This is a genomic window from Pseudomonas sp. IPO3749, assembly GCF_013386605.1.
Lineage (GTDB): Bacteria > Pseudomonadota > Gammaproteobacteria > Pseudomonadales > Pseudomonadaceae > Aquipseudomonas > Aquipseudomonas azotoformans_A.
The window spans coordinates 80,576-101,662 of sequence record NZ_JACARN010000037.1; the positions used below are offsets into that span (position 1 = coordinate 80,576).

Sequence of the window (21,087 nt, forward strand, 5' to 3'; positions counted from 1 at the left end):
TCAGTGTAGGCCCGTTCTGCCTCTCAGTAGATCAGAGCCCGGTCAACATCGCATCCGCCGGTGCATCGGCACGGTCTTGCGCAGTCATCTGGAAGTAAGCAAACCCCACCGCCATGAAGCCCAGGAAGATCAATCCAATCAGTGCGTTGAACCAGGCCATGGCCACCAGGCACACCACCGCCAGTACCAATGCAATGCCCGGCACGATGGGGTAACCCGGTGCGCGGAAGGTGCGTTCCAGCAACGGTTCGCTTTTACGCAGTTTGAACAGGCTGAGCATGCTCATGATGTACATCACAATGGCGCCAAACACCGCCATGGTGATCATTGCGGCGGTCAATGTCATGCCGCCCAGGTTGATCAAACCATCGCTGTAGATCGCCGCGATGCCGACCACGCCCCCGGCGATGATTGCCCGGTGCGGCGTCTGAAAACGCGACAGTTTGGCGAGGAAGGAGGGCAGGTAGCCGGCGCGGGCCAGGGCAAAGAACTGGCGCGAGTAGCCAAGGATAATGCCGTGGAAACTGGCTACCAGGCCAAACAGGCCGATCCACACCAGCATGTGCAGCCAGCCAGAACTGTCACCCACCACGGTCTTCATGGCTTGTGGCAAGGGATCGTTGATGTTGGATAGGGTGCGCCAGTCGCCCACGCCGCCCGCGAAGAACATCACGCCCATGGCCAGGATCACCAGGGTCAGGATGCCGCTGATGTAGGCCTTTGGAATGGTGCGCTTCGGGTCTTTCGCTTCTTCGGCGGCCATGGCCGCGCCTTCGATGGCGAGGAAGAACCAGATAGCGAAAGGAATCGCGGCAAACATGCCGGCAATCGCGGGCGCGCCAAAGGTGTCTGAGCCGGCCCAGCCGTTCAGGGCGAAGTTGCTGAAGCTGAACGCAGGTGCGACGACGCCCATGAACACCAGCAGCTCGGCGACGGCGAGCACGCACACCACCAATTCAAAGGTGGCGGCGAGTTTCACGCCGAGGATGTTCAGGCCCATGAACACGATGTAGGCCCCGACGGCTGCGTGTTTCGGGTCCAGTGCCGGAAACTGCACATTCAGATAGGCACCGATGGCCAGGGCGATTGCCGGTGGTGCGAAGACAAATTCGATCAAGGTTGCGAGCCCCGCGATCAGTCCGCCTTTTTCACCAAAAGCGCGACGGCTGTAGGCAAAAGGCCCTCCTGCGTGAGGAATCGCGGTGGTCAGTTCGGTGAAACTGAAGATAAAGCAGGTGTACATCGCGGCGACCATCAAGGAAGTCACCAGGAAACCCAGGGTCCCGGCTACGCCCCAGCCATAGCTCCAGCCGAAGTATTCGCCGGAAATCACCAGCCCGACGGCGATGCCCCATAAATGCAGGGTGCCCAAAGTGGGTTTGAGTTGTGTGTTCATTGTGTTGCTCTCCCTGAACCGTGTGGAATGATTCAAGGTGTTGCAGCGGCCATGCCAGGAGGGAAATCATTGTCGTAAAGCTGCGCAACTGTCGCCAAGGGAACGGTTCTGCGTTTGAATTCGCATCGTTCTGCACCAGATCAGGGCGAGTCCTACCGCAAGTGCGCATAAATCCCCCTGTAAACCCCGCATAAACCCACTCTTTACGCCGTCTTTACGCCCTGCCTGCTCCCTCGCTCTCGTTCCTTTACGCCACTCCTGCCGACAATTGCCCCACACGCGGCACTCGCCGCTAAACGGAGAGACTTCCATGAGCGTTCTGGACGGGGTGTCACTGCTATTGGCCGTGGCGCTGTTCATTTATCTGCTGGTTGCGCTGTTACGCGCGGATCGGAACTAGGAGCGGGCCATGCACAGTTATGACTATTGGCTGATCATTGCCTTCTTTGCGGTGGTGTTGGTGCCGGCCCCATTTCTGGGGCGGTTCTATTACAAAGTGATGGAAGGGCAGCGCACCTGGCTCACGCCGGTATTTGGCCCGGTAGAACGCGCGTGTTATCGCTTGTCGGGCGTGGACGAGCATCAAGAACAAAGCTGGCAGAAGTACATGCTGGCCTTGCTTGCGTTCAACGTCGCAGGCTTTGTGCTGTTGTTCGCGATCCTGTTGTTCCAGGACTATCTCCCACTGAACCCGCAGAAATTGCCAGGTCAGGAATGGACCTTGGCCTTCAACACGGCGGTCAGTTTCATGACCAACACCAACTGGCAGTCCTACAGCGGTGAGGCGTCCCTGAGTTATCTCAGCCAGATGGCGGGCCTGACCGTGCAGAACTTCGTCAGTGCGGCCACCGGTCTGGCAGTGCTGGTCGCTTTGTGTCGTGGGATCGGTCGCAAATCTACCAAGACCTTGGGTAACTTCTGGGTTGATATGACACGCGCCACCCTCTATGGCCTGCTGCCGTTGTGCCTGGTGCTGGCGTTGTTCCTGGTGTGGCAGGGCGTACCGCAAACCTTCGCTCACTATGTAGATGCCGTGACGATGCAAGGTGCGGATCAAGTGATCCCCCTGGGCCCGGCGGCCAGCCAGATTGCGATCAAGCAATTGGGCACCAACGGCGGTGGCTTCTTCGGCGTCAACTCGGCGCATCCGTTTGAAGACCCGACTGCCTGGGCCAATCTGTTCGAGCTGGCGGCAATCATCCTGATCCCGGTGGCGCTGGTGTTCACCTTCGGCCACTACGTGAAGGACCTGCGCCAAAGCCGCGCGATCCTTGGCTGCATGCTGGCACTGTTCCTGATCGGCGGCGCGACCTCGCTGTGGGCCGAATACCAGCCCAACCCGACCCTGAATAACCCGGCCGTGGAACAAACCGCGCCGCTGGAAGGCAAGGAAGCGCGCTTTGGCACCACCGGTACGGTGTTGTGGTCGGTGACCACGACGGCGGCGTCCAACGGTTCGGTCAACGGCATGCAGGACAGCCTCAACCCCCTTAGCGGCATGGTTGCGCTGGTCAACATGATGGTCGGCGAAGTGATCTTTGGCGGCGTCGGCGCCGGTATGTACGGCATGTTGCTCAACGTGTTGATCGCGGTGTTCCTCGCCGGCCTGATGATCGGCCGCACCCCGGAATACCTGGGCAAGAAGTTGCAGGCCAAGGAAGTGCAATTGCTGGTGGTGACCTTGCTGGTGATGCCGGTTGGCGTGTTGGTACTCGGTGCCATCGCCGCGAGCCTGCCTGGCCCGGCCGGTGCCATCAGCAACCCCGGCCCCCACGGTTTCAGCCAATTGCTCTATGCCTACACCTCGGCCAGTGCCAACAACGGCTCGGCGTTCGGTGGCTTCAGCGCCAACACGCCGTTCCACAACCTGATGCTGGGCCTTGGCATGTTGATCGGTCGCTTCGGCTACATCCTCCCGGTACTGGCCCTGGCCGGCAGCCTGGCGATGAAGAAGACCGCACCGATTGGCCAGAACAGCTTCCCGACCCACGGCCCGCTGTTCGTGACCCTGTTGACCGTGACCATTTTGCTGGTGGGCGGCCTGACTTTCCTGCCAACGCTGGCGTTAGGCCCCATTGCTGAACACTTGAGCATGGGCTTCTAGTAAAGGGATATGAAAATGAATATGCCTGCAAAAAATGCGGCTCCGGTGCAATCCCAGGAGCCTGCCAAAACCGCCATCTCCGCCCTGTGGCGCCCGGCGCTGGTCCAGGCGTTCGTCAAGCTGGATCCGCGTCAACTGCAACGCTCGCCGGTGATGCTGGTGGTCGAATTGACGGCCATCCTCACTACCGTGTTGTGCTTTGTGCCTGACACCGCCGTGCCCACCTATGTCGCGGTGCAAATCGCGGTGTGGCTGTGGTTCACCGTGCTGTTCGCCAACTTCGCCGAAGCCTTGGCCGAAGGGCGTGGCAAGGCGCGTGCCGACAGCCTCAAGGCCGGCAGCGAAGGCTTGAGCGCTCGTCGCAAGGAGGCCGATGGCAGCTTCAAGGTCGTGCCGGCCACCAGCCTGCGCAAAGGTGATGTGGTGCGCGTGGCCGCCGGGGAAATGATCCCCGGTGACGGCGAAGTCATCGAAGGGATCGCGGCGGTCAACGAAGCGGCGATCACCGGCGAATCCGCACCGGTGATCCGCGAGTCCGGTGGCGACCGTTCGGCCGTCACCGGCAACACTCGCCTGGTGTCGGACTGGCTGCTGATCCGCATCACCGCCAACCCCGGTGAGTCCACCCTCGACCGCATGATCGCGCTGGTCGAAGGCGCTAAACGCCAGAAAACCCCCAACGAAGTTGCGCTGGATATCCTGCTGATCGGCCTGACCCTGATCTTCCTGTTGGTGGTGGTGACCTTGCAACCGTTCGCCCACTTTGCCAATGGCAGCTTGCCCCTGGTGTTCCTGGTCGCACTGCTGGTGACGCTGATTCCTACAACCATTGGTGGCTTGCTGTCGGCCATCGGCATCGCCGGCATGGACCGCCTGGTGCGCCTCAATGTGATCGCCAAGTCCGGCCGTGCCGTGGAAGCGGCGGGTGACGTGCATGTGTTGCTGCTGGACAAGACCGGCACCATCACCTTTGGTAACCGTCGGTGTGCGGCGGTGGTCGCGGCGCCTGGCGTCAGCGGCAAGGAAGTCGCCGAAGGTGCGTTGTTTGCGTCCCTGGCGGATGACACGGCGGAAGGTAAATCCATCGTTGAATACCTGCGCGCCTTGCACCCGCAGGCCGAGCCCTCTGCGGATGAGCTGACCGCCGTGCCGTTCAGTGCGGAAACGCGGTTGTCCGGTGTTGACTACCAGGACCGTGTGTTCCGCAAAGGCGCGGTGGATTCGCTGCTCGCTTTTATCGGCCAGCAACGTCGTGACTTGCAACCGGCATTGTCGCGGGAAATCGACAAGATCGCCCAAAGCGGCGGTACGCCGTTGCTGGTGTGTGCCGATGGCAAGTTGCTTGGTGCGATCCACCTGAAGGACGTGGTCAAGCCCGGCATCCGTGAGCGTTTCGCCGAGCTGCGCAAACTGGGTATCCGCACCGTGATGGTCACTGGCGACAACCCGCTGACCGCTGCAGCGATTGCGGCCGAAGCGGGCGTGGACGACGTGCTGGCCGAAGCCACGCCAGAGAAAAAACTTGCGCGCATCCGTCATGAACAGAACGACGGCCGCTTGGTGGCAATGTGTGGCGACGGCGCCAACGACGCCCCGGCGCTGGCCCAGGCTGACGTCGGCATGGCCATGAATGATGGCACCCAGGCCGCCCGCGAAGCCGCCAACATGGTCGACCTCGACAGCGACCCGACCAAGCTGCTGGACGTGGTGCAGATCGGCAAGGAATTGCTGGTCACCCGTGGCGCACTGACCACCTTCTCCATTGCCAACGACGTGGCCAAGTACTTCGCGATCCTGCCGGCACTGTTCGCCTCGATCTACCCGCAACTGGGCGTGCTCAACGTGATGCACTTGCAGAGTCCGCAGAGCGCGATTCTCTCGGCCATCGTGTTCAACGCGTTGATCATCGTGGTGCTGATTCCGCTGGCGCTGCGCGGTGTGCGCGTGCAAGCGGCGAGTGCTGCGGCGTTGCTGCGGCGCAACCTGCTGATCTACGGGCTGGGCGGGATCCTGGTGCCGTTTGTGGGCATCAAGGCGATCGACATGCTGCTGACTGCGTTGCACCTGGTTTGACCCGAATCCTGTGGGTGCCAGATGGGCGCCCACAGGTTGCAATGACCGAATTGAGGAATCTGAAATGTCCAACATGATTCGCCCGGCCCTTAGCCTGCTGGTGCTCATGACCCTGATCACCGGCGTCGCTTACCCACTGGTGGTAACCGGCGTCGCCCAAGTCGCCTTCCCGGACCAGGCCAATGGCAGCCTGGTGCGTGACGACAGCGGCAAGGTGCGTGGCTCCAGCCTGATCGCCCAGGACTTTACCGGTGACAGCTGGTTCCACCCACGCCCATCGGCGGGCGCTTTCGCGACGGTTTCCAGCAGTGCCAGCAACCTTGGCCCTAGTAACCCGGCGCTGGCGACGCGCATCTTCGATGACGCAAACAAGCAACTGGTACCCAGCCAGGGGCCCGTACCTTTGGCATCGCTGACTACCTCTGGTAGCGGTCTTGATCCACACTTGCCACCGCAGGCGATTGCCTATCAACTGGCGCGAGTGGCGGCGGCGCGGAATGTACCGGTGTCGACCTTGCAGCGCTTGCTCGATGAGCACATCGAAAGCCCGCTGGTAGGGCCGCCGGTGGTGAATGTGCTGGCGCTGAACATGGCGCTGGAAAAGCTGTAACCCGATCAATACCTGAAGGACACTGCCCGCATGAGCGACTCCGGCCGCGCCGATGCCCTGTTAGCCGATCTGCCCCGGGACGGCCGTGGCCGGCTCAAAGTCTTCCTCGGCGCCGCACCGGGTGTGGGCAAGACCTACGCCATGCTCCAGGCCGCGCACACCCAGTTGCGCCAGGGTGTGCGGCTGATTGCCGGCGTGGTCGAGACCCACGGCCGCTCCGAGACCGAAGCCTTGCTCAGCGGCCTGCCGCAACAGCCTTTGTTGCGCAGCGAATACCGTGGCGTGATGCTCGAAGAAATGGACCTCGACGGCCTGCTCGCCGCCAAGCCCAAGCTGGTGTTGGTGGACGAGCTCGCCCATAGCAACGCCCCCGGCAGTCGCCATGAAAAGCGCTGGCAAGACATCCAGGAATTGCTCGCCGCTGGTATCAACGTGTTTACCACGGTCAACGTCCAGCATCTGGAAAGCCTCAACGACCAAGTGCGCGGAATCACTGGCGTGCAGGTACGTGAAACCCTGCCGGACTGGGTGCTGCAAGAGGCCGACGAACTGCTGCTGATCGACTTGCCGTCCCGCGAGTTGCTGGAGCGCCTGCGTGACGGCAAGGTCTATGTGCCCGAACAGGCGCGGGCGGCTATCGATGCGTTTTTCACCCAGACCAACCTCATGGCCTTGCGCGAGCTGGCGATGCAAACCGCCGCGGCTCACGTCGATGACGACTTGGCCCAGGGCTACCGCCAGCTCGGCCAGGCTGCGCCGGCGGTGCGTGGTCGCTTGTTGGTGGGCGTGGATGGCGATGCACAGGCCGAACGTCTGGTGCGCCATGCCAGTCGCGTTGCCCAACGCCGGCATTTGCCGTGGAGCCTGGTGCATATCGATAACGGCCGTGCGCGGGATGAGCAGTCGCGACTGCGCTTGCAGAATGCCCAGCAATTGGCCGAGCGACTGGGCGGTGAGGTGGTGTTGCTGCGGGCGGGGGAGGTGGCCAAGACACTGATCCAGCATGCTGCTGAACGTCGCGCCAGCCTGTTGCTGGTGGGGCAGTCGCGGATGCGATGGCGGCGTCGCTTGTTTGGCGGTGGCTTGGCTGCGCGGTTGTTGCGTAATGCGCGAGGCCTGGAAATCAACGTCCTCGACAGCGACGACATCCCTGTACCGCCGCGTTTGCCGGATGTGCGCGGGCTGGTGTGGTTCGACTATGCGTTGGCGGTGGTGGCGACGGTGGTGGCGGCTGCGGTGGCGTGGGCGGTGTCCAGCGTCTTGCCGCTGCCGAATATCTCGCTGGTGTTTCTCGCCGCCGTGCTGCTGGTGGCGGTGCGCAGCAGCCTGGGGCCATCCTTGGTGTGCGCGGCGTTGTCGTTCCTGACCTATGACTTTTTGTTTATCCCGCCGAATTTTTCCTTCGCCATCCAGCGCGAAGAAGATGTGCTGACCCTGTTGTTCTTCCTGTTGATGGCGGCGTTGACCGGCAACCTGGCCGCACGTCAACGCCGGCAGCTGCAAGCGTTGCGCGATACCCAGGAAGAAACCAGCGAACTGCTCGACCTGTCGCGCAAACTCACCGCTGCCACCGATCGCCAAGCGGTGGTCAGCGCCGCTGCACATCATTTGCAGGGCTGGAGCGACCTGGACCTGTGCCTGGTCAATCGCGATGGGCAGGGCGGTTGGACCATCGAGACGGGCGGCCCGCTGACCCTCACCGAAGCCGAGCGCGCTGCGGCCGACTGGGCCTGGCAGCATGACCAGCCGGCGGGCATGGGCACCGGCACCTTGCCGTTCGGGCGTTGGTGGTGGTGGCCGTTGTCAGGGGAGGAGGGCCCGCTGGGTCTGCTCGGCGTCAGTCCCAAGCCCGGCCTGGAGTTGAGCGGCCAACGCCGGCGTTTGCTCACAGCCCTTAGCCAACCCTTGGCCCAGGCGTTGGCACGGGCGCAACTGGCCCAGGAGCTGGAGTCCGCTCGATTGCACGGCGAAACCGAGCAGTTGCGCAGTGCCTTGCTGGCCTCGGTGTCCCACGATTTGCGCACGCCGCTGACGTCCATGCGCGGCAGTATCGACAGCCTGTTGGCGCTCGGTGAAGCCATCCCGCTGGAGGATCGTCGCGAGTTGCTGGAAGGCACCCGCGATGAAGCTGAGCGCCTGGACCGCTATATCCAGAACCTGCTCGACATGACACGCCTCGGCCATGGCGCGTTGAAACTGGCGCGGGATTGGGTGTCACCGGGCGATATCGTCGGCAGCGCTCTTGGCCGTCTGCGTGCGGTGCTCGCGCCGTTGCAGGTGAGCACCGATGTGCCGCCCGAGTTGCCCTTGTTGTATGTGCATGCCGCGTTGATCGAGCAAGCGTTGGTCAATGTGCTGGAAAACGCCGCGCGTTTTTCACCGCCGCAAGGTCGTTTGCAGCTGAGCGCCGGCGTTGCGGACAACCAGCTGTTCTTCGCCGTGGCCGATGAGGGGCCGGGTATTCCGGAAGACGAGCGCGCCAAGATTTTCGACATGTTCTACACCGCCGCCCGAGGCGATCGCGGCGGACAGGGCACGGGCCTGGGTCTGGCGATATGCCAGGGGATGGTCGGCGCCCATGGGGGGCATATCAGCGTGGCCGACGGTATCGACGGGCGGGGCACCTGCATCACCTTGTTCCTGCCGTTGCCGACACAGCCTGGCCTGGAGCGCGAGGCATGAGCTACCCTGTTTTCTTCACGGATTTTGATGGAACACCATGAGCCAGACCGCGACCATTTTGGTCATTGATGACGAACCGCAGATCCGCAAATTCCTGCGCATCAGCCTGGCCTCCCAGGGTTACAAAGTGATCGAGGCCGGCACTGGCAACGAAGGCCTGGCCCAGGCGGCGTTGAGTAAGCCGGATTTGCTGGTACTCGACCTTGGCCTACCGGACATGGACGGCCAGCAGGTGCTGCGTGAGTTTCGTGAGTGGTCGACGGTGCCGGTTCTGGTGTTGTCGGTGCGGGCCAGCGAAGGGCAGAAAGTTGAAGCCCTTGATGGGGGCGCCAATGATTATGTGACCAAACCCTTCGGCATCCAGGAATTTCTCGCTCGGGTGCGCGCGTTGTTGCGCCAGGCGCCGGCGGGCGAAGCCCAGGAAGCGGCGTTGCGTTTTGGCCCGTTGACCGTGGATCTGGCCTATCGCCGGGTGCTCTTGGACGGTGCTGAAGTGGCGCTGACCCGCAAGGAATACGCGGTGCTGGCGCAACTGGCGCGGCATCCGGGGCGGGTGATTACCCAGCAGCAATTGCTCAAGGATATCTGGGGGCCGACTCATACCGAGGACAGCCACTATCTGCGGATCGTCGTGGGTCATTTGCGGCAGAAACTGGCGGATGATCCGACCCAGCCACGGTTTATCGTGACTGAGGCGGGGGTGGGGTATCGGTTACTGAGTACTTGACCGCTGTCAGCTCTGCTCACTTTCATACCGGTCCAACGTATCACTGGCGATTTCCCGCCCAAGCGCGATCAGCTCCGGCGCCTTGTAGAACTCGAAAAACCGACAGACCCGCTTCGGCACGTTGATCAGCACGTCGGGCGGGTAGCCGGCAATCTTGTACTGCGCCAGCGAGGTCTGCATCACCTCGAAGCTCTGGTTGATCAGATCCAGCAGTGACGCCGGGCCGACGTTATCGATGATGAACGAGCCGGTCGCGGATTTCGGTGCCCCCGGCTTTTCTGGTGCGGCAGCAGGCTGCTGGGATTCCGGCTCGGCCGACTCCAGCCACGGGTTGATCTCCGCTGCCTGGGCCTCCAGGGCTTCCTGCTCCAACTTCATTAATTGTTCAGCTTGTTTGCGGCGAAACGGCAGGTGCGAGCCGAGTGACTTGGCCAGGTTGTTGAAGCGGCTCTTGAACGCGGGCGGGCGCTGGATCACCGGCAACTGGTAGTGCTTCTGGTTGGTGGCGTTGAGGTTGACCGCGATGATCAAGTCGCAATGGCTCGACACCACCGGCACGATGGGCAGCGGGTTGAGCAGGCCGCCGTCGACCAGCATGCGGTTGCCTTGCATCACCGGGGTGAACAGGCTGGGAATCGCCGCCGAGGCGCGCATGGCCTGGTGCAGGCAGCCTTCCTGGAACCAGATTTCCTGCTGGTTGGTCAGGTCGGTGGCGACGGCGGTGTAGGGGATGCGCAGCTCTTCGATATTGATCTCGCCGACGATCTTGCGGATCTGGCCGAAGACTTTCTCACCGCGAATCGCCCCCAGGCGAAAACTCACGTCTACCAGGCGCAATACGTCGAGGTAATCGAGGCTTTCGATCCAGTTGCGGTAGTCATCCAGCTTGCCGGCGGCGTAGATCCCGCCCACCACGGCCCCCATGGAGCACCCGGCGATACAGGCGATGTCATAACCGCGCCGTTCAATCTCTTCGATCACTCCGATGTGCGCATAACCCCGGGCCCCGCCGGAGCCCAGCACCAAGGCAACCCGTTTTTTCATGGTCCATGTCCTCCCCAAGGCAGGGTCCCACAATGCACCCATTGAGGGGGCGGCTTCAATCTTCGCGGGCGGCCTGCGATATTTTTCCAGAATAGCCCCGGTGCTCGGGTATGCTCTGGTCTGTAGGTACTATCGATTTCAGGCTAAGGACAGGCACTTTTCCATGTAGGCAACGTCTACAACGTACGACTGTTTTTTCTTTTTGAGGTGTCATCAATGAAAGCCTGGATGTGTGTACCTGTGATCATGCTGGCCTTGGCCGGTTGTGCCGGGAAGACCGCGTACCGCGACAGCTGCGGCAGCCAATTGGACGCTGCCTGGAAAGAGCTGGATCTGGCCAAGGCTGAAGGCTTTGCTGGCACCGTGAGCTACTCTAAAGCGTTGTCCCTGCTGACGGGCGCCAAGACCCAGCAACAATTTGAAGCGTTTGAAGGCTGCTCCAACAAGGCCGAGAAAGCGCGGTTCTATATTCGTGAGTCTCGCGCCGGGCGTTGACCTGCAGCAGCGAGTAGGATTTCTCATCAAACAGTGAGAGCAGGATGTCAGCTTTGGTCGATCAGTTAGTCGCTCAGGTCATTGGCCTGGAAGTAGGGTTACTGAGCTGCCAGGCTCGCCTCGCCGCCGTCACCGACGATGAAGCCCTGCATGACCTGCGCACCACCGTGCGCCGTCTGCGCAGCTTGTTGCGCCCCTTGCGCGGATTGCCGGGGGTGGAACAGCTTGAATTGGCCGCCAGTACTGTCGGCCAACTGACGACGCCGCTACGCGACGGTGAGGTGCTGGCGGCGTATTTGCATCAGCATGGTTATCACGAAGCCGCCAGCCGGCGTCTGCGTCTGCAACCTGAGGCCTATCGCCAGGTGGCGCAAAGCCCGGAGCTTGCGCATTTGCTGCTGATCCTCGATGCGTTTCCCCGTTTCATCCGCGCGTCGGAGCATCAGAAATTGCTCAAAGGCCTGCGCCCACGCATTGAAAAACGTCTAGCCAAACAATGGCAGAAACTCGATGAAGCCTTGAAAGACCCTGATCATGACCGACACCGCCTGCGGTTGTTGATCAAGCGAGTGCGCTATGCCGCCGAAGCCTATCCCGAGTTGGACAAGCTGCCTGCCAACGCGATGTCGCGCTTGAAAAAAGCCCAAGGCGCGTTAGGCGATTGGCACGATTGCTGGCAATGGCTGGCCCAGGCCGAGCATCAGGCGGATCTGCAACCTTGTGTTGCGATATGGCATCGCACCATGGCCAAGGCTGAAGGGCAGGCGGACCGCGTGCTGGACAAACTCAGCGCTGATTGTTTCTGAACCGGTCCGGCTTTTGGCCGGAATAGGCGCTGTACCTGGCGGGTCCGATGGTTAAGATCCTTCATCTGTTTCTTTTGATGTGAGACCGCCATGCGCTTTAGTGATTTGCTCGACGCCGCCCGCAGCAACCCGCTGGATGTCACCATCCCCGCCGAATGGGCCCAGGGCCGCGCAACCTTTGGTGGCCTGGTGGCTGCCTTGCAATACGAAGCCCTGCGCGCTCAAGTGCCGGCCGATCGACCGCTACGGTCGCTGGCCATCACCTTCGTCGGCCCTGTAGCGCCGGACGTTCCTGCCAGTTATCAAGTCGAAGTGTTGCGCGAAGGCAAGGCCGTCAGCCAATTGCTTGGGCGTGTGATGCAGAACGGTGAAGTGGCGACCCTGGTACAGGCCAGTTTCGGTGCATCCCGTGAGTCGGAAATCGCGGTTGAAAGCGAAGCGCCGCCGGTTTTCAAACATTGGGATGAATGCCAGGAACTGCCCTATATCAAGGGCGTGACCCCCGAATTCATGCGCCACTTGGCGATGCGCTGGAGTGTCGGCGGCTTACCCTTTACCGGCAACAAATCCCGTGACATGGGCGGTTGGGTTCGCTTACGCGGAGATGTCAAAGAAGAGCCGCTGACTGAAGCGCATATCCTTGCCTTGGTCGACGCCTGGCCTCCGGCCTTGCTGCCGCACCTGAACAAACCAGCACCTGGAAGCACCCTGACCTGGACCATCGAATTCATCCAGCCTTTGCAGGATCTGACGACCCTCGACTGGTGCCAGTACTACGTCAATATCGAACACGCCCGCGACGGCTACGGCCATGCCGCGGCCGCGCTCTGGAGCCCGACCGGCGAGCTGATCGCCATCAGCCGCCAGACCGTAGTGGTCTTCGCCTGACCTCAATGCCGGTGGCGCTGCCGCCAGGCACGCCACCAGCCGCCGCTTAATACAAAACGCGGAAAGGTCACGAACTGCTCGACCACCAGCCGCTGCACCGCATCTTTACGGTCACTGAACGGCTCGCTGGCCTCGGCTTCCAGGCTATGGCCATGACGCTGCAACGCCAAGCTGGCCAGGATCCCGACCACACCCACGGCAAAACTGGCCAGGCTCAAGCTGAAAACCCCGGACACGATCAACAGAAACCCGATGATGAACAGCGGTACGGCAATCAGGTGCAACGCCAAGTTGGTCGGGTGTTGATGGTTCTGCGGGTAGTTACGCCATTGCCAGGCGGGGAGATTGGGGTGACGTTTGCCCATGATGGTGAATCCTCTGTCCGTTGAAATAGCATGGAGAGAGTTTAGGTGGGGTTGGATGGTGGGGCGAATTGGGGCTGGCTATGGGGGTCATAGCCAGCAAGCTCCTGCCATGTAAACAACTGCTCGATTTTAAGCTTTTCAGTGAAAGCTGGCGTCGATTCTTTCGACCGTTAATTTAACAAAACTCCCGTTCAGTTCTGGATGGTCATAATGTATGCCTTCGTCGCTCAGCGATATGAAGGTGAGAAATCTCTCGTCACAGAGTTCGCCGTACAGGATGTAGGAATAGCCAGGATCTATCTTTTCGGCCGACACGTCACTCGGCTCTACACGCTCAATTACGTAGTCGTCAGCAATGCTCATGGTCAGCTCCACATCATAGAATTTCCCAACTTCTATTTGATAGGGGCAGTAACTTATAAAGCAATTTATGACCGTCCCCTCTATGAGCAGAGTAACGTCTTCTTCTATCTGATCATTGAGTGCTAAAACGCGCACTTTCTTATGGTTATTTGCTATAAGGCCTGATGGTTTTGTCAGAGGGGTCGCCATTTATCGTCCTCCAGAAGTCTTTTCCGCTTTTGGTATGCAGAGTGGTTATATGGCCATTTGTATTCGATCCTGCAAACGCAAATTTGGCCTGCCCTGTCCTATTTGTTCCCATAAGTAAAACATAGCCGGTCGTTGGTGTGTCCCTGTACAAATATTGCACAGGCGTACCATTGCTTACGACATGACGTGCAGCGAGTAAATATTCGTGGCTATTTCCTACTCGAAATTCAGCCCCGTGCTTTTCGTAATGCTCGTTGAGTTTTTGCTCGTTGGCAAACTCTGTCGGACGCGTTAATACAGAAGGGGGACTGGGTTCACCTCTCGTTGCGGAGATGTTGTCTGATGGCTCTTCTATTCGAGCTTGCGATTTGCATGTGCCTCCTTCTGGGCAATTACTTAAACCCAAAGGGTCAATCCAACCCGTCGGGTTGGTCACGTACTGGTACGCGTTGATCCCACCCGCCAGCTTCACCGGGTCCGGCGTCAGGTAGCGACCAATATCCGGATTGTAGTAGCGATGACGGTTGTAGTGCAGTCCGCTTTCTGGGTCGAAGTACTGACCCTGGAAACGCAGCGGATTGTCGATCTTCGCGGTGTCTAGACGGGTTGTTTCGCCATAAGCACGATAATGCGCGGACCAGACGATTTCGCCATCGGAGGCGGTGAGTTCCTGTGGGGTGCCGAGGTGGTCTAATTGGTAATGGTAGGGCTTGATTTCTTTTGGGCCGAAGCCTTCCAGCATCGCCAACGGCCGGAAGCTATCGGGTTCGTAGAGGTAGCTGCGGTGGCGCTCCGCGTGGTGTTCGCCGATGAGCTTCTCGCCTTGCCAGAAGAGCTCGGTGGTCATGCCATCCACGGTTTTGCTGATGCGACGGCCGAACGGGTCGTAGCGATAGCTGGCGGTCTGGCCGTTGGGTTTTTTAATGCCGATCAGGCGGTGCTGGCAGTCGTAGCGGTATTCGGTGACGAGTTGATGGCCTTTGCTGCGTCGTTCGCGGATGAGGTTGCCGAAGGCGTCGTAGTCGTAGTGGTGGTCGCCTTGGATCATCAGGCGATTGCCCGCCACGATGTCCGGACCGGGGCGGTCTTGCATGAGAACGTTGCCAGCCGGGTCGTGGCCGAAGCGTTCCTGCACGTCTTGGGAGTGGTCGGCGCGGGTCAGGCGGCCGAGTGGGTCGTAGTGGTAGTGGTGTTCACCTTTGCGGGTGTCGAGCAGGCGGGTGAGGTTGCCGGATATGTCGTAGTGGTACTGGCGCCGATAAATAGCCCCTTCGATATCGCACAGTCCGTGGCTGAACAGGCGTCCCTGGGCGTCGTACTGATAACTGCTGAGTAACTTTCCTTGGCCTCTTTGGTGTTCTCGACCTGCGTCGAATAGATGAGCGGTGAGCGGTTGACCATTTACCTCGATCTTCTCGAGTTGGCCGCCTTTGGTGTGGTTGAACGCAACCCGGTTGTTGTCCGGCAGGCGTAGGTTTTGCAGTTGGCCGCAGGCGTTGTAGCCATAGCGCAGGGTGCCCCAGCCTTGGTGTTCGGCAGTGAGGCGGTTTTGGCTGTCGTACTCGTAGGCCAGGGCCCAGTAGCCGTCCTCGACGCTGAGGAGATTGCCCTGACGGTCGTAGGTGTAATCGATCAGGTTGCCGTCGGGCAGAGTTTTTCTTACGAGTCGCCCGGAATAGTCGCGCTCGTAGCGGGTAACCATTTGACTGCCGTCGTCACCGTGTTCGGTTTTCTCACTCAGGTTGCCGTTGAGGTCATATACGTAAGCCGTGCGCTGCCCATCAAACTCGGTTTCCTGTTGAATCAATCCATTGGCGTGATACTGGAGCCGGTAGGTTTCACCCACCTCGTTTTCGATCTCGGTGAGCAACAACCTGACGTTGTCGTAACGGTATTTAACCTGGCTGCCATCAGCATTGATGCGACGACTGATCAGGTGCAGGCTGTCGGCGTATTCGTAGCGGGTGACGTGGCCGAGTTCATCCCGTTCGGAGGTGATTTTTCCGTAAGCGTTGTAGGTATATTTACGCGTATCACCGCTCGGCAAGACGATTTGGACTAATCGCCCTACGTGGTTCCACTCAAATTGCGTGAGCGCGCCGTGCTCATCTTCCTGGCTGATTTTTCGTCCGCAATCGTCATAGCGATAACGCTTGATTCCGCCATTCGGCAGCTGCTCTTCAAGCAACTGCCCGCGCTCATTCCAGACCAGCCGATGACAGCTGTGATCCGGCAGCCAAACCTGCGTCAGTTGCCCGTATTTGTTGTAGCTGTACTCAGTCGAATTACCGTCAGGACCGGTCCTACGCGTAACGTCACCCTGATCATTACGCTCATACTTCCAAACCGCCTGACCCCGCCTTACAACCCGTACGAACCCATTGTCATGCTCGTAGGACGTTGGTTCATCGTCCCCCGGAAACAGCGCCACCAAACGTCCAGCTTCGTCGTACTGATAGGCCGTGATCGCCCCTAACGGATCTTGCTCAACCGTCAGCCGACCTTTCTCATTGTAGGATTTGAAGTGCTCAGCGCCGTCAGGATCCACTCGCTGCACCAGCCGCGCCCGCTGGTCATGCACATAGACTTCCTGACTGCCATCGGCGTTAAACACCGTGACCTGGCCGTTATCGTCCCAGGCATAGCGCGTGTCCATCTGCGAGAAACTGGCCCAATGCCGGACACATCGCGCCGCCTTACCAGACCTTTCCCACTCCCAGAAAAAACTCGCGCCACCCGCCAAACCACGCTCAAGAATGACGTGCTGCTCGTCGTATCGATAAACCTCGCTTTCGCCTACGGCGTTGGTCGCAGAAACCAGTCGTCCAAAATTGTCATAGGCGTAGGAAACAACGTTCTGCTCTGTCACCCAAACAAACGGACCGTCATCCACCGCCCGCTCAATCTGGTAATCCACCGCCACAATGCGGCCCGACGCATAGCGCAAGAACAGCGAGCGCCCGACGCCGTTGTCCAGCCGCTCAATCTGTCCCAGGTAATTACGGGAAATGCGCAACCGGTTGTCATACGCATCGCTGATCGCCGTCAGCACACCGTCGCGGAAGTGGTAGAAGCGCGCCCCTTGAGACAGGACTAACTCATCAGGCAACGACCCCAAGTAGATCGCGGCTTCCGCCAGGCTGTTGGTAATCGCCGGCCGAGAAACCGTGGGCAAGGGCAGGGTCGTCGACCGATTCTCATGATCGGTCCACACCAGCGAATCCCCGGAAACACTCAGCCGATGCGCCAGCGAGTGACTCCAGCCAAACCCCAGCCCGCAATCCACTTCCACCGCACTGGTGCGATACAACCGCGTCCACTCAAACGGCAAGATCCCGTCCAGCGTGCCATCGGTGAGCGTCAGCAGCTCCTCGCCCGTGACCATCGACACAGGGCAACCGTTGGTGGCGGTCTTGTCCGAAGGCGCAGCCGCATCCCCAGCCGGGTTTCGAGCAGAAGCAGGCACATCGTCGACAGCCTCCTGGCGCACCAACACCGTCCGCTGCCCAACCTTGTCCCGCACCACCGGCACCGGGTTGGCAACCACCTGATCCCCAGCCTTCAACGGCACATCCGGAATCGTCCGAATCGGCGTCGCCGAGCTACCTAGCAACATGGGCTTGGCCGCGTCGACATGCGCGTCCAACCGAGGCCCGGCCAACTGATCGGCCAACATCTCAAGCCACTTACGCACCCGCCCCGACTTGATATGCCCCAACACCTGCATACCCAGCCGAACCTGTACCCCCATGCCCCGGGTCGCCCAGATCAAAAACAGATTGATCAGCACCTCGCCGGTAATCTCGCCCACCAGTTCATACATGTCCGGCGGCGGTAGCATGCGTATCCAGGCGACCATCGCCGACAGATAGATGAACAACAGCGGCTCATCGCTCAGCACCAGCAGGCCATGGGCGATGGCGTCCTTGCCCAGTTTCAGCAGCTCGTCCAGCTCGACCTGGGTGATGTACTTCAGTAACTTCTCGCTATTGGCCTCAAGGTCCGCCAACAGGTCGTACAGCTGTGTGAAATTGTCCCAGAGGTTGTAGAGCGCCTTGCCAATCCCACTCGCGAACGCCACGCCTTGCATCGCACTGCGCTCGAACGGCGTGGCGTTGGCGAAGTCCTTCCATCGCGGCTTGAAGGTCTTCGTCCATTCGTCACTCAGGCGTTCTTCCAGCCCGACGATCACCGACTGATAAGACGCATACAGCGCCTTGACGTGTGCCTTGGAAACGTTGGGATAAAAAGTGATCTGGTAACGCTGGTCGCGGATGCAATCGTTGACTTCAAGAATGCCGCTGGCATCGATGGTTCGACGGATAGGGTCACCGAATGGCGTGCCGTCCGATCCAATGGCTTGCAACATCACCGGCGTATTGCCGATGGGCACAAACTGCGTGCTTTCAAACATATGCACCAGGGTCAACGAGCCCTGGGCCTTGCAAACGGCCAGCGTGCGATGGGGTTCTTTGGAAGACGTGGGAGCGACGAGGGACACGTCTTTGCCGACCTTGAATACCTGCTCGACCTCCAGCGCCGAGCCGCTCCAGAAGCTTTCGGCCCATTCGTCAAATGAGTTCAGGCACGTGCGAAAGTCCCGAAAGACGCTTTCCACGTCCGGCTTTTCGGCATCCATGGGGGAGAGGACGAACTGCGCAATAACCGGAATCATGAAACGGCCCCATTGAGTGGGGCACAGGAAAGGTGCATCGGCGGTCCCTCGCGCTGATTGGTCAGGCGAGAGACTTTGGCGAGGTTGGTAGGGAAAAGAAGTCGGCGTTATTCGCTGGGAGGGCTAGGACGTTTCGCCAAAACCTCGGGCAAACCGAGGCTTTGTTGTAGGCGGTTGATTACAGGGTGAACAGTCCTACAGCTTCAACTGCCCAATCGCTTTGCTCAACTCCCCGGCCAGGGTGGCCAGTTCATTGCTGGTGGTCGCCGAGTCCACGGTCTGCTGCACGGTGTTCTCGGTCACGTCGCGAATGCTGACGACGGCGCGGTTCATTTCTTCGGCCACCTGGCTTTGCTGTTCGGCGGCGACGGCGATCTGGGTGTTGCTTTCACGCATCTGCGCCACGGCGCCGGTGATTTCGGCGAGGGCAGCGCCGGCTTCCTGGGCTTGTTGCACGCAGTCGTCGGCCTTGAACGAGCTTTCCTGCATGAAGTCCACCGCGTCGCGGGTGCCGGCTTGCAGGGCCGAGACCATGCGGGTGATTTCGTCAGTGGAGCTTTGCACGCGCTTGGCCAGGTTGCGCACTTCGTCGGCGACCACGGCAAAGCCACGGCCCATTTCCCCGGCGCGGGCGGCTTCGATGGCGGCGTTGAGGGCGAGCAGGTTGGTCTGCTCGGCGATGCTGTGGATCACGCTGACTACACCGTTGATTTTCTGGCTGTCCTCGGCGAGCTTTTGGATCATTTCGGCGGTTTGTTGCACGCCGGTGGACAGGCCGGCAATCGAGCGCTGTACGCGGCTGACCACTTCCTTGCCGCTGCCGGCGAGGGTATCGGCAGTCTGGGACAGATCCCTCGTGGCGCCTGCGTGCTGGGCGATGTGATAGACGGTGGCGGTCATCTCGTTGATGGCGGTGGCGGCCTGGTCGGTTTCGCTCTGCTGGCCGAGCATGCCATGCTGCACCTCGTTCATGCTGCTGGCCAGCCGTGCGGCGCCCTCGTCCAGTTGCCGTGCGGTGCGTGCCACGGTGTTGACCACGCGCTGGTAACCGGCCTGCATCGCGTTGAACGCGCTGGCCATTTGGCCGACTTCGTCTTTGCACGCCAAGGGCACGCGGGCCGACAGGTCGCCGGTTTTCTCTACGTGCAGCATCACGTCTTTGAGCGTGTTGAGTTGACTGAGCAGGAAGCGGATCAGCAATTGCGAGGCACCGAGCATTGCCAGCATCAGGATCATGACCGCCACCGCATAGTTGGCGAAGCGCTCTTCGAACACCTGGCTCAGGCTGGGCGTGTAGGCAAGGACGGCAACATATTGACCGTCAGGGCGGGCGACGACTTCGGCGCCCATCAGCGGGTTCTCGCCGAACACAGGCATGTGGTTGAACTCGACCCAACCCGTGGCGCTGCCCAGGGCTGACAGATCCTGGTCGGCCAGGTGTGGGACTTGGCCGCGCTTGAACGTCAGCCAGTGCTCGCCTTTAGGCAGTGATTCCCCAGCCGGCCAGGCGCCAAGCAGCCGCGCTTGTGCCTGCGCCGAGGCGAGGGACGCCGTGCTGCGCGCCTGCTGTTCAAGCTGTACGGCATACAGCACCAGCAGCAGGGTGGTGATGAAGGCGACCGCGTTGACGGCCCAGAATTTGTACTTCAGCGAGATATTGCTAAGCCAGGCACCCATGGAAGGTTTTCTCTGATAGCGGAAACAGCATTGGCAAGGTGCCATTATTGTGCCGCTATCCAGGGAAACGGTTTTGACATGGGTCAATGCGCCGCATCAATCCACTTCGGGCAGTCCAAAAAAGCGACGGGCGCATGCAGTGCTGTGTCGAGCCAGGTCTTCCAGGCTTTCGTTGCGGTGCAGGGCGACTTCGCGCAGGACTTCCGGCAGATACGCCGGTTCATTCCGGCCATTTTTCGGCTTTGGCCGTAGGGTGCGCGGCAGCAGATAAGGGGCGTCGCTTTCCAGCATCAGACGTTCACTGGGAATTTCCCTGACCAGCGGGTGCAGGTGTGTCCCACGGCGCTCGTCGCAGATCCAGCCGGTGATGCCAATGTGCAAGTCGAGGTCGAGGTAGCTGAACAACGCTTGCTGTTCGCCCGTAAAGCAATGCACCACGGCGGCGGTAAGGTGGTCGCGATAGTCCTTTAGGATCTCCAGCAGGCGCTGGTTGGCGTCACGTTCGTGGAGGAATACCGGCAGTTTCAGTTCGACGGCCAGGGCCAGGTGTTCTTCGAGGACTTTTTCCTGCTGCGGGCGCGGGGAAAAATCCCGGTTGAAATCCAGCCCGCATTCACCCACCGCACGTACGCGGCTCTCGCTGAGCAAAGCGTGCAGACGATGGGCGCTGTCGCTGTTCCAGTCGCTGGCGGAGTGGGGGTGGATGCCGGCGGTGCTGAACAGGCGCTGGCCGCTTTCATCTAGTTTTTCGCACAATTGCAGGGCTAGTTCGCTGCCCTCGATGCTGGTGCCGGTGAGCACTAATTGCTGTACGCCAGCGGCATAGGCGCGGTCGAGCACCGCCTGGTGCTTCTCGTCGAAACTGGGGTTGGTCAGGTTGACGCCGATATCAATGAGTTGCATGGTGCTATCTCCGCCTGCGGCCGGAAAGCATATCAGAGCTGTAGATTTATAAGAAAAACGAAGAACTACAACGAGTTATAGCTGTCTTTG

At 60.4% G+C, this 21,087-nt stretch carries 16 protein-coding genes; 9 read left to right on the top strand and 7 right to left on the bottom strand.

Annotation, left to right across the window (positions count from 1 at the left end):
• Positions 1-31: 31 nt before the first annotated feature.
• On the bottom strand, positions 32-1,396 hold the full coding sequence (gene eat, locus HX812_RS15545; protein ID WP_038844515.1) for an ethanolamine permease: 1,365 nt from the start codon (positions 1,394-1,396) through the stop codon (positions 32-34).
• Between the two features lie 310 nt (positions 1,397-1,706).
• On the opposite strand from eat, the gene kdpF reads away from it, so the two are divergent.
• From kdpF to HX812_RS15575, 6 genes are all read left to right on the top strand, one after another.
• Entirely contained in the window at positions 1,707-1,796 is a 90-nt protein-coding gene (kdpF, locus tag HX812_RS15550; RefSeq protein ID WP_003218754.1) for a K(+)-transporting ATPase subunit F, read from the top strand.
• A 9-nt stretch (positions 1,797-1,805) separates the two neighbouring features.
• The gene (gene kdpA / locus HX812_RS15555; RefSeq protein ID WP_038844518.1) at positions 1,806-3,500 is read left to right on the top strand and encodes a potassium-transporting ATPase subunit KdpA; all 1,695 of its coding nucleotides are present in this window, start codon (positions 1,806-1,808) and stop codon (positions 3,498-3,500) included.
• Between the two features lie 15 nt (positions 3,501-3,515).
• A complete protein-coding gene (gene kdpB, locus HX812_RS15560; protein ID WP_177128231.1) occupies positions 3,516-5,573 on the top strand; it encodes a potassium-transporting ATPase subunit KdpB in 2,058 nt (685 codons plus the stop codon).
• 64 nt (positions 5,574-5,637) lie between these two features.
• On the top strand, positions 5,638-6,183 hold the full coding sequence (gene kdpC / locus HX812_RS15565) for a potassium-transporting ATPase subunit KdpC (protein ID WP_038844521.1): 546 nt from the start codon (positions 5,638-5,640) through the stop codon (positions 6,181-6,183).
• Positions 6,184-6,213: 30 nt separating this feature from the next.
• A complete protein-coding gene (locus HX812_RS15570; protein ID WP_038844522.1) occupies positions 6,214-8,865 on the top strand; it encodes a sensor histidine kinase KdpD in 2,652 nt (883 codons plus the stop codon).
• 37 nt (positions 8,866-8,902) lie between these two features.
• Complete coding sequence (locus HX812_RS15575; RefSeq protein WP_038844523.1) at positions 8,903-9,592, top strand: response regulator; 690 nt, start codon at positions 8,903-8,905, stop codon at positions 9,590-9,592.
• Between the two features lie 6 nt (positions 9,593-9,598).
• Here HX812_RS15575 and HX812_RS15580 read toward each other — a convergent pair whose 3' ends face one another.
• A complete protein-coding gene (locus HX812_RS15580) occupies positions 9,599-10,636 on the bottom strand; it encodes a patatin-like phospholipase family protein (RefSeq protein WP_038844524.1) in 1,038 nt (345 codons plus the stop codon).
• A gap of 216 nt (positions 10,637-10,852) precedes the next feature.
• Here HX812_RS15580 and HX812_RS15585 point away from each other — a divergent pair, with 216 nt between their 5' ends.
• From HX812_RS15585 to HX812_RS15595, 3 genes are all read left to right on the top strand, one after another.
• Positions 10,853-11,131: a hypothetical protein gene (locus HX812_RS15585; RefSeq protein ID WP_003172685.1), complete on the top strand. Its 279-nt coding sequence runs from the start codon at positions 10,853-10,855 to the stop codon at positions 11,129-11,131.
• Positions 11,132-11,175: 44 nt separating this feature from the next.
• Positions 11,176-11,937 (top strand): CHAD domain-containing protein, encoded by a 762-nt coding sequence (locus HX812_RS15590; protein ID WP_038844526.1) that lies wholly within the window; start codon positions 11,176-11,178, stop codon positions 11,935-11,937.
• Positions 11,938-12,027: 90 nt separating this feature from the next.
• Positions 12,028-12,825: an acyl-CoA thioesterase II gene (locus HX812_RS15595; protein ID WP_038844528.1), complete on the top strand. Its 798-nt coding sequence runs from the start codon at positions 12,028-12,030 to the stop codon at positions 12,823-12,825.
• 2 nt (positions 12,826-12,827) lie between these two features.
• On the opposite strand, the gene HX812_RS15600 is transcribed toward HX812_RS15595, so the two are convergent.
• From HX812_RS15600 to HX812_RS15620, 5 genes are all read right to left on the bottom strand, one after another.
• On the bottom strand, positions 12,828-13,190 hold the full coding sequence (locus tag HX812_RS15600; protein ID WP_038844530.1) for an Mpo1-like protein: 363 nt from the start codon (positions 13,188-13,190) through the stop codon (positions 12,828-12,830).
• A 138-nt stretch (positions 13,191-13,328) separates the two neighbouring features.
• Positions 13,329-13,742: a hypothetical protein gene (locus HX812_RS15605; RefSeq protein ID WP_161630233.1), complete on the bottom strand. Its 414-nt coding sequence runs from the start codon at positions 13,740-13,742 to the stop codon at positions 13,329-13,331.
• Positions 13,699-18,417 (bottom strand): RHS repeat-associated core domain-containing protein, encoded by a 4,719-nt coding sequence (locus HX812_RS15610; protein WP_177128229.1) that lies wholly within the window; start codon positions 18,415-18,417, stop codon positions 13,699-13,701. The genes HX812_RS15605 and HX812_RS15610 overlap by 44 nt, the downstream gene beginning before the upstream one ends.
• Before the next feature lie 195 nt (positions 18,418-18,612).
• Positions 18,613-20,094: a methyl-accepting chemotaxis protein gene (locus tag HX812_RS15615; protein ID WP_038848542.1), complete on the bottom strand. Its 1,482-nt coding sequence runs from the start codon at positions 20,092-20,094 to the stop codon at positions 18,613-18,615.
• A gap of 96 nt (positions 20,095-20,190) precedes the next feature.
• Positions 20,191-20,997 carry a TatD family hydrolase gene (locus HX812_RS15620; protein WP_038848544.1) on the bottom strand — a complete coding sequence of 269 codons (807 nt, stop codon included), beginning with the start codon at positions 20,995-20,997 and terminating at the stop codon, positions 20,191-20,193.
• Positions 20,998-21,087 lie beyond the last annotated feature (90 nt).

Bases quoted from the DNA above. Each gene is read 5' to 3' on its own strand.
- HX812_RS15620 (WP_038848544.1), bottom strand. From the start codon at position 20,997: ATGCAACTCATTGATATCGGCGTCAACCTGACCAACCCCAGTTTCGAC.
- HX812_RS15575 (WP_038844523.1), top strand. From the start codon at position 8,903: ATGAGCCAGACCGCGACCATTTTGGTCATTGATGACGAACCGCAGATC.
- HX812_RS15580 (WP_038844524.1), bottom strand. From the start codon at position 10,636: ATGAAAAAACGGGTTGCCTTGGTGCTGGGCTCCGGCGGGGCCCGGGGT.
- kdpB (WP_177128231.1), top strand. From the start codon at position 3,516: ATGAATATGCCTGCAAAAAATGCGGCTCCGGTGCAATCCCAGGAGCCT.
- HX812_RS15610 (WP_177128229.1), bottom strand. From the start codon at position 18,417: ATGATTCCGGTTATTGCGCAGTTCGTCCTCTCCCCCATGGATGCCGAA.
- HX812_RS15585 (WP_003172685.1), top strand. From the start codon at position 10,853: ATGAAAGCCTGGATGTGTGTACCTGTGATCATGCTGGCCTTGGCCGGT.
- HX812_RS15615 (WP_038848542.1), bottom strand. From the start codon at position 20,094: ATGGGTGCCTGGCTTAGCAATATCTCGCTGAAGTACAAATTCTGGGCC.
- kdpA (WP_038844518.1), top strand. From the start codon at position 1,806: ATGCACAGTTATGACTATTGGCTGATCATTGCCTTCTTTGCGGTGGTG.
- HX812_RS15595 (WP_038844528.1), top strand. From the start codon at position 12,028: ATGCGCTTTAGTGATTTGCTCGACGCCGCCCGCAGCAACCCGCTGGAT.
- kdpC (WP_038844521.1), top strand. From the start codon at position 5,638: ATGTCCAACATGATTCGCCCGGCCCTTAGCCTGCTGGTGCTCATGACC.
- HX812_RS15600 (WP_038844530.1), bottom strand. From the start codon at position 13,190: ATGGGCAAACGTCACCCCAATCTCCCCGCCTGGCAATGGCGTAACTAC.
- HX812_RS15570 (WP_038844522.1), top strand. From the start codon at position 6,214: ATGAGCGACTCCGGCCGCGCCGATGCCCTGTTAGCCGATCTGCCCCGG.
- HX812_RS15605 (WP_161630233.1), bottom strand. From the start codon at position 13,742: ATGGCGACCCCTCTGACAAAACCATCAGGCCTTATAGCAAATAACCAT.
- kdpF (WP_003218754.1), top strand. From the start codon at position 1,707: ATGAGCGTTCTGGACGGGGTGTCACTGCTATTGGCCGTGGCGCTGTTC.
- HX812_RS15590 (WP_038844526.1), top strand. From the start codon at position 11,176: ATGTCAGCTTTGGTCGATCAGTTAGTCGCTCAGGTCATTGGCCTGGAA.
- eat (WP_038844515.1), bottom strand. From the start codon at position 1,396: ATGAACACACAACTCAAACCCACTTTGGGCACCCTGCATTTATGGGGC.